The sequence below is a fragment of the Rhizobium sp. N621 genome (assembly GCF_001664325.1).
Classification (GTDB): domain Bacteria; phylum Pseudomonadota; class Alphaproteobacteria; order Rhizobiales; family Rhizobiaceae; genus Rhizobium; species Rhizobium esperanzae.
Genome location: NZ_CP013496.1, coordinates 183,803 through 197,534, shown reverse-complemented (window position 1 = coordinate 197,534; position 13,732 = coordinate 183,803). Strand labels below are relative to the sequence as shown.

Sequence of the window (13,732 nt, the reverse complement as noted above, 5' to 3'; positions counted from 1 at the left end):
ACGAAGCCGTCATATCCGGATGAGTGCCGGAAGATTTCGAGCCTTCAATTCCCGGCGCTTGCCATCTTCCGCGTCGTCAGCACCCGCTCCAGCCAGCCGATCTCCATCTCGGGTACGGATTTCAGCAACAGGTCGGTGTAGTCGTCGAAGGGCGGCGACAGCGCCGTCGATTTCGGGCCGAAGCGCACCAGCTTGCCGCGATGCATCACCGCCACGCTGTCGGCAATCGCCCGGACGATCGCGATGTCATGGGTGATGAAGATGTAGGACAGCTGTTCCTCCTGTTGTAGTCGCAGCAGCAGCTTGAGGATACCCTCGGCCACCAGCGGGTCGAGCGCCGAGGTCGGCTCGTCGCAAAGAATGAGCTCGGGCTTGGCGGCAAGGGCTCTTGCGATCGCCACCCGCTGCTTCTGGCCGCCGGAGAGTTCGGCCGGGTAGCGGTCGATGAAGCCGTTGCCCATCTCGATCTGATCGAGCAGTTCCTTCACTCTGGCCGTCTTCTCCGCACCTCTGAGACCATAATAGAAGGTCAACGGACGGCCGATGATGTCGCGGACCGTCTGCCTCGGGTTCATCGCCGTGTCGGCCATCTGATAGATCAGCTGGATACGCCTGAGGTCGTCGTTTTGCCGGTTCTTCAGATCGGGCACCAGTGGCTTGCCGCCGAAGACGATGCGTCCGCTCTTCGGCGGCAAGAGGCCGGTAATGGCGCGTGCCAGGCTTGATTTTCCGGAGCCGGATTCGCCGACGACGGCAAGCGTCTGCCCCTTTGGCACATGCAGCGAGACATCGTGCAGTACCTTGAAGCCGTCGGAATATTCGGCGCTGACATTCTCCACTTTGAGAAGGGCTGTGGACTGATCGGCGGCTTCCTCGCGATAGGCCTGCCTGACATTGACGAGGGCGCGGGTATAGTCCTCGCGCGGCGCCTCGATGATCTGCTGAACACTGCCATATTCCACCTGCTTGCCATGGCGCAGGACCATGATGTCGTCGGAAATCTGCGCGACGACGGCAAGATCGTGGGTGATGTAGAGGGCGGCCGTATGGGTCTCCTCGATCGCATGCTTGATCGCCGCCAGCACGTCGATCTGCGTGGTGACGTCGAGTGCCGTGGTCGGCTCGTCGAAGACGATGAGCTCGGGGTTGGAGCAGAGCGCCATCGCCGTCATCGCGCGCTGCAGCTGGCCACCGGAGACCTGATGGGCAAAGCGCTCGCCGAAGGTTTCGGGATTGGGCAGGCCGAGGACCCGGAACAGATAAAGCGCCCGTTTGCGCGCCTCCTCCCTCGTCATCAGCCCATGTTTGACCGAGGCTTCGATCACCTGATCGCCGAGCCTGTGCGCCGGATTGAAGGCGGCCGCCGCCGATTGCGCGACATAGCAGACGCGGGCGCCGCGGATTTTGCGGATGCCGTTCTTGCCCAGCGCCAGAATATCGGTGCCGTCGAGCCGCACCTCGCCGCCGGTGATTTCGGCCCCGCCGCGGCCATAGGCAAGCGCCGAGAGCCCGATCGTCGACTTGCCGGCGCCCGATTCTCCGATCAGGCCGAGAACCTTGCCCTTCTTGAGGTCGAAGGACACGCCGTCGACGATCGTTACCCGCTTGGGCGGTTCGCCCGGCGGATAGCTGGTCGCTTCGATCTTGAGATTGCGAACGGAAAGAAGCTCAGGCATCGCCACGCCCTCCCTTGAGGCTGGATGTGCGTTTCAGCAGCCAGTCGACGACGAGGTTGACGCAGATGGCGAGCACGGCAATCGCCGTGCCCGGCACCAGTGCTGCCGAGATGCCGAAGATGATGCCGTCCTTGTTGTCCTTGACCATGCCGCCCCAATCGGCCGCCGGCGGTTGAATGCCGAGGCCGAGGAAGGACAGCGTCGAGAGGAAGAGGATCGAGAAGGCGAAGCGCAGTCCGAACTCGGCCAGCAGCGGCGACAGCGTGTTCGGCAGGATCTCGCGGAAGATGATCCAGAGCTTGCCTTCGCCGCGCAGCTTGGCCGCCTCGACGAATTCCATCACCGCGACATCGAGCGCCACGGCACGGCCGAGACGGTAGACGCGGGTGGAATCGAGGATCGCCATGACCAGGATCAGGACGACCAGGTTTTGCGGCAGCACCGCCAGCACGACCAGCGCGAAGATCAGCGTCGGGATCGACATCATCAGATCGTTGAAGCGCGAAAAGACCGTGTCGATGAGGCCACGTGAGACGGCGGCGGTGAAGCTCAGGATCACGCCGAGCGAGAAGGAGATGATGGTGGCGGCGGAGGCGACCAAGAGCGTCGTGCGCGCGCCATAGATCAGCCGCGAGAGGATGTCGCGGCCGAGATTATCGAGCCCGAAGATATATTTGTCGTCCGGCAGCTGCCAGACGTCGCCGACGACCTGGGTCTCCCCGTAGGGCGCGATCCAGGGCGCGAAGAGCGCGAAGATGAAGGCGATGGCGATGCCCGCCATGCCGATCCAGGCGGTGATGGGAATGTCTCTTGCTCTCATCGCGGATGCCTCAGCCTTGGATTGGCGACAATCGCCAGGATATCGGCAATCATGTTGAGGAAGATATAGACGGCCGCGAAGATCAGGCCGCAGGCCTGCACGACCGGCATATCGCGCACGGTGACCGCGTCGACCATATATTGCCCCATGCCGGGATACACGAAGACCACCTCCACGACGACGACGCCGACCACGAGATAAGCGAGGTTCAATGCGACGACATTGATGATCGGCGCCAACGCATTGGGGGCGGCGTGCTTGACGATCGCGCGGAAGGCGCTGAGACCTTTAAGCTCCGCGGTCTCCATATAGGCTGACGACATGACGGAGAGAATGGCAGCCCGGGTCATGCGCATCATATGCGCCAGCACGACAAGCACCAAGGTCGCCGTCGGCAGGGCGATCGCCTTCAGGCGTTCGAGGAAGCCCATGCTGTCATAGACGGTCGCCGGAAAGGTGGCCATGCCCAACTTCACGGCGAAGAAGAGGATCAGCAGGTAGCCGATGAAGAATTCCGGCAGGGAGATCGCCGCAAGCGAGATCACGTTGATGATCTTATCCGGCATGCGGTTGCGGAAATGCACCGAGAACATGCCGAGGCCGACAGCGAGCGGCACCGAAATCACCGCCGCGAAACCTGCCAGAAAGAGCGAATTGCCGAGGCGCTTGCCGATCTGTTCGCTCACCGAATTCTTGCTGGCCCAGGAAGTGCCGAAGTCACCCCGGACGGCATTGCCGAGCCACTCGACGTAACGTGTCGTCACCGGCCGGTCCAGTCCGAGATCCTGGCGGATATTGGCAACAGCCTGCGGCGTTGCCGACTGGCCGAGATAGGTGGTGGCAAAATCGCCAGGCAGGGCTTCGAGCCCACCGAAGATCAGGATGGAAACCGCAAAAAGCAGGACGATGCTGAGCACGAAGCGCTCGAGGATGAGGGTAAGCAACGGAAAACGCTGCCGGAGCCTCAGGCCGGGCAAGATATTGCTTGGGGCAGGGTTGGTCATGGCAAATGCCTTTGGCTAAAACGTCGGGAGGACCGCGGGTTTTCTTCCCACGGTCCCAGCTTCGTCGGAGATCGGAGGGGCGATGCGCCCCTTGCCATCAGGCGTCCAGCCAGACGCGGGTTGCGACGTAACCGTTCGACATGTCGTTGCCGATATCGTGGACATAGCCCTTCACCTGCTTGGTGGAGGCATTCACGAAGTCGTTGAACATCGGCAGGATCACGCCGCCTTCGTCGCGCACCATCATCGCCATGGTGCGGTACATGTCCTTGCGCTTGGCTTCATCAAGCTCGGAGCGGGCCTGCAGCAGCAGCTTGTCGAAGTCAGGACGCTTGAACTTGGTGTCGTTCCAGTCCGCCGTCGAGAGATAGGCGGTGGAATACATCTGATCCTGCGTCGGACGGCCGCCCCAATAGGAAGTCGAGAAGGGCTGGACGTTCCAGACATTGGTCCAGTAGCCGTCGCCGGGCTCGCGCTTAACCTCGATCTCGATCCCGGCCTTTTTGCAGCTTTCCTGGTAGAGCACGGCCGCATCGACAGCGCCGGGGAAGGCGACTTCGGAGGTGCGCAAGAGGACCGAGCCGCTATGGCCCGACTTTTTGTAGTGGAAGGCAGCCTTGTCGGGGTCGTAAGTGCGCTGTTCGATGCCCTCTGGAAACAGCGCATAGGTGGCGTTGATCGGGAAGTCGTTGCCGACCTTTCCGTAACCGCCGAGGATCTTCTGCACCATGGTTTCGCGGTCCATGGCGTATTTGAGCGCGAGCCGCAGGTCGTTGTTGTCGAACGGCGCCTTGTCGCAATGCATGATGAACACGTAATGGCCGCGGCCGGCAGTCGAGAGGATCTCGACATTGGGGGCGCGTTTCAACAGGTTGACGGTCTTCGGATCGACGCGGTTGATGTAATGCACCTGGCCGGACGAGAGTGCGGCGATGCGGGCGGTTGCGTCGTTCATGCCGATGATTTCGATCGAGTCGACATAACCCCGGTCGCTGCGCCAGTCGTCCTTGTTCTTCTCGAAGGTGGCGCGCACGCCAGGCTCGAAGCTCGTCAGCTTGTACGGGCCGGTGCCGATCGAGGCCAGCGGATCGTCGACGCCGCCGTTGGGCTGGATGACCAGATGGTAGTCGGACAGCAGCAGCGGCATGTCGGCATTGCCTTCGCTGAGCGTCAGCACGAGGTTGCCGCCGTCGGCCTTGATCTCCTTGATCGAACCGAGGACACCGAGCGCGCCTGATTCCGACTTTTTGTCGGTATGACGCTTCAGCGTCGCGACGACGTCGTCAATCGTCAGTTCCTTGCCATCGTGGAACTTGACTCCCTTGCGGATCTTGAAGGTCCAGGTGACGGCATCCTTCGAGGGTTCCCAGGATTCAGCGAGCGCCGGCACGGCGGCACCCGTCAGTGGATCGGATTCGACCAGCATGTCGCCCCAGCAGCGGCCGACGCAGAACATGAACTGTGACAGGAATTTTGCCGGGTCCTTGGAATCGGTGGCGGCACCGCCTTCGAGACCGAGCTTCAGATGGCCGCCGCGCTTTGGTTCGGCGGCTTCGGCGCTTTCGGTGAAAAGCTTGTCGGCGACGGCAAGCGTGATGCCGGCCGCCATGGCGCGTCCCATGAATTCGCGGCGGCTCAATCCGCCTGCAGTGACGCGACTTGTGAGATATTTCGTATAGTCGTTCATTCCCCAGTTCCTTCTTTGTGTGCGTTGACAGAACTTCCGGGCAGGATCGCAGGTGGTTTCCTCTCCACCTCCGGTGCCCGCATCATGCGGGAAACATAGCGGTTGCTGCCGCCTGACTATTCTCCTTTCCAAATGGGGGTGCGCTTCTCGGCGAAGGCGCGGGCGCCTTCCAATTGGTCTTCGCTCGAATAGAGGCGGTCGACGGTTGCAAATTGCCGTTTGGTGATCTTGTTCATGGCAGTCTGGAACGTCGAACCCTCCGCTTCTCGCACGATTTCCTTGATGGCCGCATAGACAAGCGGCGGCCCGCTTGCGAGCAGGCGGGCGAGCTCCCAGGCTCTCTCCATCAGCCGGTCGGCCGGCAGAACCTCGTTGACGAAGCCCCAGCGATGCGCCTCGTGCACGTCGAGCCAGCGCCCTGTTAAAAGCATGTCCATGGCGATGTGATAGGGAATACGCTTCGGCAGCTTGATCGACGCCGCATCGGCAACCGTGCCCGAGCAGATTTCCGGCAGGGCGAACGTCGCATGCTCGGCGGCGAGGATCAGATCGGCCGAAAGCGCGATCTCCAATCCGCCGCCACAACAGATGCCATTGACCGCACAAATGACTGGCTTGTTCAGGTCGCGCAGTTCCTGCAGTCCGCCAAAGCCGCCGACACCGTAATCGCCGTCGACCGCATCGCCTGATGCGGCCGCCTTCAGGTCCCATCCGGCGCAGAAGAACTTTTCGCCCCCACCCGTCACGATGGCGACGCGCAATTCCGGATCGTCGCGGAAATCCCGGAAGAGCAGTCCCATGGTACGGCTGGTCGCAAGGTCGATGGCGTTCGCCTTCGGCCGGTCGATGACGACTTCCAATACGCCGCCGTCACGTCGTGTGCGAATAGGATCGCTCAAACCTGCGTTACCTCCTTCGCCGTATGAGAGCATCAACTGCGGCCACACCGCGCCCTTCGGGAAGAACCATCAACGGATTAAGGTCCAGTTCCTCCAGTCGCACCGCATTCGTTACGACATATTCTGCCGTAGCTGCGACAGCGTCGACGGCGGCTTCAAGATCGCCTCTTGGCCGGCCGCGATAGCCATGAATCAATTTCGCAATCTTGAGACGCGAAATCGCTGCGTGGATCTCGGCTTTCGTCGCCGGAAGCGGCAGGATGACCGAATCCTCGAGCAATTCCACGAAAATTCCGCCAGCTCCCAATGTCAGCGACAATCCGAAGACGGGATCGCGGGTGGCGCCGACGATGAGCTCCGCGACCGGAGGATCGATCATCTTCTCGACGAGATAACCGGCATCGCAGGCCATGGCCGCTGCCGCATCCGATACGGCCTGCGCATTCCTAAGATTGAGCACGACAGCTCCTGCCTCTGTCTTGTGCGCTATGCCGAGGCCCTTCAGAACGACGGGGAAGCCGAGCCGTTCGGCCTGCTCTGCGGCTTCGCGAGAAGAAAAGGCCTGCAGCCCTCGGGGAACGGGAAGGCCGCAGGCAGAAAGTTCGATCTTTGCATCCGCTTCGGTCAGCGTTTCGATCTCGCCATCCATCTGCCGCACATCAAGCAGCGGCGCGGGCGGCGGGCGATCCCAGGCCCGGCCGATGGCGGCGGCGACTTCTGCGGCGGTGATGGCTTCATCGATGCCGGAGAAAGCGACGATACCGTTTGCCATCAGACGATCGGCGACTGGCTCCGGCATGTTCTCGGGAAGGGTTGCGAGAAGACCGGCGAGCGCACCGGTCGCAGAGGCGGCAGCGATGACGGCGTCTGCCGTCGTCATCCATTCGGCTGCATCGCAGCGGTCGCCGCGCGGAAAATCGAGGACGACAAGGTTGAGGGCAAAGCCACCCGCGAACATGGCGGTAAAGGCTTCCGTCTGGCGCGCCGCATCGCCCCAAACGAAGGTGTGGTAGTCGAGCGGGTTGGAAAGCGCCACCATCTCGCCCAGCACCTGCCGCAGACGCGGCAATTGCTGCGGCTGCAGGGCCGGGAATTCCACCTTGCGGCCGACGGCGGCATCCGCCATCAGCGAAGCCTCGCCGCCCGAACAGCTCATGGATGAAATCGATCGGTTCGGGAGAGGCCCGGCGATATGCAGAAGCTTCAGGGTTTCGAGCAGCGCCGGCAGGCTTTGGACACGGCCGATGCCCAGGCGGGCGAGCACGGCATCCGCTACCGCATTACTGCCGGCAAGCGAGGCGGTATGCGACACCGCCGCGTGTCTTGCCTGCTCGGACCTGCCCACCTTCAGCACAACGACCGGCTTCTTCGACCGGCGGGCAATGGCGGCAAGACGTTCAAGGGCGGAGAGATCGCCGAACCCTTCGACGTGCAGGCCGACTGCCGTGATGCGCGGATCTTCGATGAGCGCGCAGGCGACATCGGCAAGTGATGTCTGCGCCTGGTTGCCTGCGGTGACCACATAGGCGATCGGCAGCCCACGGGTCTGCATGGTCAGGTTGATGGCGATATTGGACGACTGCGTGAGGATGGCGACGCCGTGTTCGACGCGCTCCATGCCGTGCTGGTCGGGCCAAAGAAGCGCGCCATCGAGGCCGTTGATGAGCCCGTAGCAGTTCGGCCCGAGGATCGGCATGTCGCCGGCCGCCTCGACAAGAGCCCGCTGCAGCTCCGCGCCATCGGCGAGTTCCGCCGTCGCCTCGCTGAAGCCCGATGCATAACAGACCGCCCCGCCGGCGCCGGCGCGCGAAAGGCCGCGCACGATGTCGACGGTAAGCGCTCTATTGACGCCGACAAAGGCGGCGTCCGGTGCGGCAGGCAGATCGGAAAGGGCGCGGTAGCAGGACCGCCCGAGCACTTCGTCCAATTTGGGATGAACGGGCCAGATTTCGCCGGCAAAACCCATTCGGTCGCACTGCTCGATCACCCGGCGCGCTTCGCGGCCGCCGAAGACGGCGATCGTTTGCGGTCTGAGCAGGCGGTCGAGTGGGTTGGATGTCATCGGCTCATGCTCCCAGCGGCCGGAGCAGGTCGCGGCTGATGATATGCCGCTGGATTTCCGAGGTGCCATCCCAGATGCGCTCGACGCGCGCATCGCGCCAGAAGCGGGCAAGCGGCAGGTCATCCATCAGACCCATGCCGCCGAAGATCTGGATCGCTTCATCCGTCACGCGGGCCAGCATTTCGGAGGCATAGAGCTTGGCCGAAGCGATCTGCCGGTCGGCGGCAAGGCCAGCGTCGAGCCGCCAGGCGGCTGCAAGCGTCAGCCAGTCGGCCGCGTCGATCTCGGTGATCATATCGGCGAGCTTGAACGACACGCCCTGATTGGCGCCGATCGGCTTGCCGAACTGCCTGCGCTCGGCGGCATAGGGCAGCGCCATCTCGAAGACGCGCCGCGCCCGGCCGACGCAGGTGGCAGCAACGGTCAGCCGCGTGCCGTAGAGCCATTGATTGGCGATATCGAAGCCGCGATGCACCTCGCCCAACACCTGGGCTTCGGGGATCCGGCAGTCGGTAAAGGTGAGGGTGCAGTTGTGGTAGCCCCTATGTGAAACGGAATCATAGCCCTTCAAGATCTCGAATCCCGGCGTGCCGCGATCGACTAGAAAGGCGGTGATCTTCTTCTTGACGCCTTTCGGCGTTTCCTCCTCGCCGGTGGCGGCAAAGACGATCACGAAATCGGCGACATCGGCGTGCGAGATGAAATGTTTCGTGCCGTTGAGGACGAAATCGGCACCGTCGCGGCGGGCGGCGCATTTCATGCCGCGCATATCGGAACCGGCATCCGGCTCGGTAATGGCAAGCGCATCGATCTTCTCGCCGCGCACCGCCGGCAGGAGATAGCGTTCGCGCTGCTCGCCCTCGCAGGCCATCAGGATGCCGGAAGGCCGGCCGAAGAAAACCGTCAGCCCCAGCGAGCCGCGCCCGAGCTCGCGCTCGACCAGCGTGAAGGTGACATGGTCGAGACCGGCACCGCCGACCTCTTCCGGGAAATTGCAGGCGTAGAAGCCGAGATCGATGCATTTGCGCTGGATCTCGCGGCCGAGGTCCGGCGGGACGATGCCGGTCCGCTCGACCTCGTTCTCATGCGGATAGATCTCGGTCTCGACGAAAGCGCGGACCGTCTCGACGATCATTTCCTGTTCTTCGCTTAGACCGAAATCCATGCCCATCCTCCTACCGCCTCTGGCCGACATGACGGCCGGCGCCCTCCGGCAGCACCAGTTCCGCATGGGCCGCAGCAATTGCCTTCACCCTGCCCAGTACCGCTGCCGGCGCCGGGACCGCCTTGCCCGCCTTGCTGTCGACATGCAGCAGCATGTGCTCGGCGGTTGCGATGACCTCGGCCGTCGCCGTGTCGTGCAGGGTGTGGAAGACATGCAGCCGCTTCTCGTCGGCGCTCAGGATCTGGCAGGCCGAATGGATCGCCTGCCCGAGCTTCGCCTCGCCGAGATGGCGGATATGGCTTTCCACCGTGTAATAGCTGTGCCCCGCCTCGACATAGGCAAGGTCGACGCCGACGAGGCGCAGCAGCGCATCGGACGTATCGCCGAAGACCTGCAGATAGCGGTGTTCGGTCATGTGGCCGTTATAGTCGACCCAGGCCGGGCTCACTTTGGTTTCGACAAGCCGCAGCGGCTTCGAAGGATCGGCGGGCATGGTCTCGCCGCCGCCGTTCGCCCAGAGCGATTGCTCGAACTCCTTGAGCAGCTTGCCGGCGCCCCAGCCTTTGCCGCCGTCGCCGCCCTTCAGCGCCTGGAGGATACCGACGAGATTCTCGTCGCGGATACGCTCGAGTTCGCGGATCGAAAGACCGCCGGCCTGCTCGTCGGACTGCCCGCCGATCTTTTCGATCAGCGCATCGTCGAGATCGACGACATCGGTAAGCTTGGTCCAGGGCCAGGCAAGGCAGGGGCCGAACTGGGCGAGGAAATGGCGCATCCCGGACTCGCCGCCGGCGATACGGTAGGTCTGGAACAGGCCCATCTGCGCCCAGCGCAAGCCGAAGGAATAGCGGATAACATCGTCGAGGGTCTCGACAGTACAGATGTCGTCGTGGATGAGCCACAGCGCCTCGCGCCAGAGCGCTTCGAGCAGCCGGTCGCCGACGAAGGCCTCGATCTCCTTGGCGATGTGGACGCCCTTCATGCCGATCGGCGCCAGTCTTGCGATCGCCGCCTGGATGGTCGCCGCCGAGGTCTTCTCACCACCGACGAGTTCGACGAGCGGCAGCAGATAGACGGGATTATAGGGATGGGAGACGAAGAAGCGTTCGGGATGTCTCATGTCGCGCTGCAGATCGGTGGGCAGCAGGCCCGAGGTGGAAGAGCCGATCAGCGCGTCCGGGCGCGCGGCGGCATCGATCTCGGCCAGGACGCCGCGCTTGAGACCGAGCCTTTCCGGCACGCTCTCCTGAATCCAGTCGGCATCGGCAACGGCTTCCACCAGCGTCTCGCAGAAGGTCAGCCTGCCGCGCGGCGGCAAGGGCGCGCCGGTCAGCATCGCATAGGCCTTTTCGGCATTGGCGATAACCTCGCCGACGATGCGGCTTGCCTCCGGATGCGGGTCGAAGACATCGACGTTGATGCCAGCCAGCAGGAAACGGGCGATCCATCCGCCGCCGATGACACCGCCGCCAATACAGGCCGCCTTGCTGATCTTGGTCATGATATCCTCAGCGCTTCGTCAGCTTCAGCTTGTTGCGCACATCTTCCGGTCCGATGATCCGCGCGCCCATGCCCTCGACCACCTGCACGGCCTTTTCGACGAGCTGCGCATTGGTGGCGAGCTGGCCCTTGCCGACGAAGAGGTTGTCTTCCAGGCCGACTCGCACATTGCCGCCGGCCAGAACCGCCGCTGCCGGATAGGCCATCGCGTTGCGGCCGATCGAAAAGGCCGAGAAGGTCCAACTCTGAGGCACGTTGTTGACCATCGCCATGAAGGTGTTGAGATCGTCGGGTGCGCCCCAGGGAATGCCCATGCAGAGCTGGATCAGCACCGGGTCCTCGATCAGGCCTTCCTCAGCGAGCTGCTTGGCAAACCAGAGATGGCCGGTATCGAAAGCCTCGATCTCAGGGCGTACGCCGAGATCCGTCATCTTCTTGGCCATGGCCCGCAGCATGGCCGGCGTATTGGTCATGACATAGTCGCCGAGATTGAAGTTCATCGTGCCGCAGTCGAGCGTGCAGATCTCCGGAAGGCATTCGGCGACATGGCTGACGCGCTCGCTGGCGCCCGCCATATCAGTGCCGTTCTGATTGAGGGGCAGGGGGCTTTCGACATCGCCGAAGATCAGATCCCCGCCCATGCCGGCCGTGAGATTGAGGACGACGTCGACTTCCGCCGAGCGGATGCGCTCTGTGACCTCCCTGTAGAGATCGTTGCGGCGGCTTGCGGCCCCCGTTTCCGGATCGCGGACATGGCAGTGAACAACGGCCGCCCCAGCCTTGGCGGCGTCGATCGCGGAATCCGCGATCTGCTTGGGAGTGATGGGAACGTAGCTGGATTTGGAGACCGTATCGCCGGCACCGGTGACGGCACAGGTGATGAAGACATCGCGGTTCATCGCTAGAGGCATGTTTTAAGTTCTCCCGTCTTGTCAGGCATTACGCGACAGGATCGGCAGCAATGCTTTGCATTTTCGGAAGCTATCGATACATTATCGGAAACCTGGGGAGGCGGTCATGCTGCAGCGATCGACGGAACGGCTCGATATCGACCTTCTCGTCCTGCCGGATACGAACCTGATCCTGATCGCGTCGGTCATCGAGCCGCTGCGCGGCGCCAACCGCATCGCCGGCAGCGAGCTCTATCGCTGGCGGCTGCTGACGCCGGACGGCGCGCCGGTGCCGACCACCAGCCATATCGCCGTCCCGGCCGAAGGCACCTTCCAGGCGACGGCCGAGGACAGGCCGCTCTTCGTGCTGGCGAGTTATAACTGGCATCGCAGCGCAACGCCGGCATTGAAGATGCAGCTTTCCCAGGCCGCCCGCTACCGTAGGATCATTGCCGGCATCGAGTCCGGCACGTGGCTGCTCGCCGAAGCAAGCCTGCTCGATGGGCTGCGGGCGACGGTCCATTGGGAGGATTACGAGGACTTTGCACTCGCCTATCCCGAGGTCGGGGCCGTCAAGGATCGCTTCGTCATCGACGGCAAACGGCTGACGACATCGGGTTCGCTTCCGACCGTTGACCTGATGCTGGAAGTGATCCGGCAACGGCAGGGTTATTCGCTGGCGCTCGAAGTCAGCCGGCTGTTCCGCTATGAGCAGCCTTCCTTCCATGCCGACGAAACGCTTTCCGCCGCTTCGGCGGGGCTGCGCGCGCACGATCCCCGCGTGACGCAGGCGGTGCATCTGATGGAGGAGCATATCGAGCAGCCTCTGGTGTTGGCCCGGCTCGCCCGCAGGGTCGGTGTCAGCGCCCGGCATCTGCAGGATCTCTTCCAGCAGAGCATCGGCGCGCCGCCGCACGTGCATTATCTCGCGCTGCGCCTGAACACGGCGCGCCGCAAGGTCATCGAAACGACGGCCTCCTTCGCCGACATCGCGGCGGCGACCGGCTTCAATTCGGCCTCGGCCTTCGCCAGAAGCTACCGGGCGAGTTTTTTCGAGAGCCCGTCGGAGACGCGCCGCCGCTTGCGCCGCCGCATCATATCATCGGCGCCGACATAGGCTGGAATGCGTCCCGCAACATTTCGGCCAATTCCCGCACCGCCTCGCTGGAGCGGAAACTATTGCGGCGCAATACGACCTTGGAGGAATCGACCGGCGGAAAACCGTCCTCGGCGGTCAGTTCCCGGCATCCGGGCGGAATGCTGCTGCGGGAAAGCGTCGTAATGGCAAGGCCCGCTGTCACGGCATTCTTCAGCCCCGAACCGGTATCGGCGATGAAGGCGATCCGGTAGCTGCGGCCGATCTGCTCCAGCGAACGGAGCGCAAAATCGCGTGACCAGGTGGAGTTGCGATAGGTCGCAACCGGCAGGGGATCGATGTCGTGCAGCCGATGCACCATGGACGTAACCCAGACGGTCGGATCGACGCAGAGGACCTCGCCCTTGTTCTGATCGCTCCAGTCGAAAACGACGGCGAGATCGAGTTCGTCCCGTTCCAGGGCGGCGAGGTTGCGGACCGTGTAGTCGCAGGAGACGGTCACTTCGACCGCCGGATGGCGAACCGCGAAAGCCGCAAGGGCTGCCGGCAGTACCGTCTGGCTGTATTCCTCGGGAATTCCGATGCGCACCGGGCCGTCAAGAGGCTTGCTGCGGATTGTCGCGGCCGCCTCGTTCAGAAGATCGATGACCCTGCGGGCATAGGGCACCAGCTGAATGCCTTGGCGCGTCAGCAGCACACCGCGGGCGCCGCGCTCGAAAAGGTTTTCGCCGATTGCCGCCTCAAGCCGCTTGATCTGGGTGCTGACGGCAGATTGCGTCCGCCCGATGCGCTGGGCGGCCGCCGAAAAGTTCGACGTCTCGGCGACAACAAGGAAGGTTCTGAGAAGATCGCTTTCGATCGGTTCTTGCATGGCAGCCATAGAAAAAATCGATGATAGCTATCACTACTATTCGTTTGTCTAATGTCAATTCG

General features: G+C 63.0%; 11 protein-coding genes. 1 reads left to right on the top strand and 10 read right to left on the bottom strand.

Features of this window, described 5'->3' with window-relative positions; genetic code table 11:
* Positions 1-44 precede the first annotated feature (44 nt).
* The 9 genes from AMK00_RS22115 to AMK00_RS22075 all read right to left on the bottom strand — a co-directional run bounded on the left by AMK00_RS22115 (position 45) and on the right by AMK00_RS22075 (position 11,724).
* A complete protein-coding gene (locus AMK00_RS22115) occupies positions 45-1,676 on the bottom strand; it encodes an ABC transporter ATP-binding protein (protein WP_064811884.1) in 1,632 nt (543 codons plus the stop codon).
* Positions 1,669-2,496: an ABC transporter permease gene (locus AMK00_RS22110; protein WP_064806988.1), complete on the bottom strand. Its 828-nt coding sequence runs from the start codon at positions 2,494-2,496 to the stop codon at positions 1,669-1,671. Before AMK00_RS22110 ends, AMK00_RS22115 begins: the two co-directional genes overlap by 8 nt.
* Entirely contained in the window at positions 2,493-3,500 is a 1,008-nt protein-coding gene (locus AMK00_RS22105) for an ABC transporter permease (RefSeq protein ID WP_064806986.1), read from the bottom strand. The genes AMK00_RS22110 and AMK00_RS22105 overlap by 4 nt, the downstream gene beginning before the upstream one ends.
* 97 nt (positions 3,501-3,597) lie before the next feature.
* Entirely contained in the window at positions 3,598-5,187 is a 1,590-nt protein-coding gene (locus AMK00_RS22100; protein WP_064806979.1) for an ABC transporter substrate-binding protein, read from the bottom strand.
* Between the two features lie 116 nt (positions 5,188-5,303).
* Positions 5,304-6,086, bottom strand: a complete 783-nt coding sequence (locus AMK00_RS22095) for a carnitinyl-CoA dehydratase (protein WP_064806978.1) — start codon at positions 6,084-6,086, stop codon at positions 5,304-5,306.
* A 7-nt stretch (positions 6,087-6,093) separates the two neighbouring features.
* A complete protein-coding gene (locus AMK00_RS22090; protein WP_064806977.1) occupies positions 6,094-8,148 on the bottom strand; it encodes an acetate--CoA ligase family protein in 2,055 nt (684 codons plus the stop codon).
* 4 nt (positions 8,149-8,152) lie between these two features.
* Positions 8,153-9,313 carry an acyl-CoA dehydrogenase family protein gene (locus tag AMK00_RS22085; protein WP_064806975.1) on the bottom strand — a complete coding sequence of 387 codons (1,161 nt, stop codon included), beginning with the start codon at positions 9,311-9,313 and terminating at the stop codon, positions 8,153-8,155.
* A 10-nt stretch (positions 9,314-9,323) separates the two neighbouring features.
* Positions 9,324-10,814: a carnitine 3-dehydrogenase gene (locus AMK00_RS22080; protein ID WP_064811883.1), complete on the bottom strand. Its 1,491-nt coding sequence runs from the start codon at positions 10,812-10,814 to the stop codon at positions 9,324-9,326.
* Between the two features lie 7 nt (positions 10,815-10,821).
* Positions 10,822-11,724 carry a 3-keto-5-aminohexanoate cleavage protein gene (locus AMK00_RS22075; protein ID WP_064806972.1) on the bottom strand — a complete coding sequence of 301 codons (903 nt, stop codon included), beginning with the start codon at positions 11,722-11,724 and terminating at the stop codon, positions 10,822-10,824.
* 106 nt (positions 11,725-11,830) lie between these two features.
* On the opposite strand from AMK00_RS22075, the gene AMK00_RS22070 reads away from it, so the two are divergent.
* Positions 11,831-12,820, top strand: a complete 990-nt coding sequence (locus tag AMK00_RS22070; protein WP_064806970.1) for a GlxA family transcriptional regulator — start codon at positions 11,831-11,833, stop codon at positions 12,818-12,820.
* On the opposite strand, the gene AMK00_RS22065 is transcribed toward AMK00_RS22070, so the two are convergent.
* Positions 12,798-13,670, bottom strand: coding sequence for a LysR substrate-binding domain-containing protein (locus AMK00_RS22065; protein WP_064807194.1), 873 nt, complete (start codon positions 13,668-13,670; stop codon positions 12,798-12,800). The genes AMK00_RS22070 and AMK00_RS22065 overlap by 23 nt on opposite strands.
* Positions 13,671-13,732 lie beyond the last annotated feature (62 nt).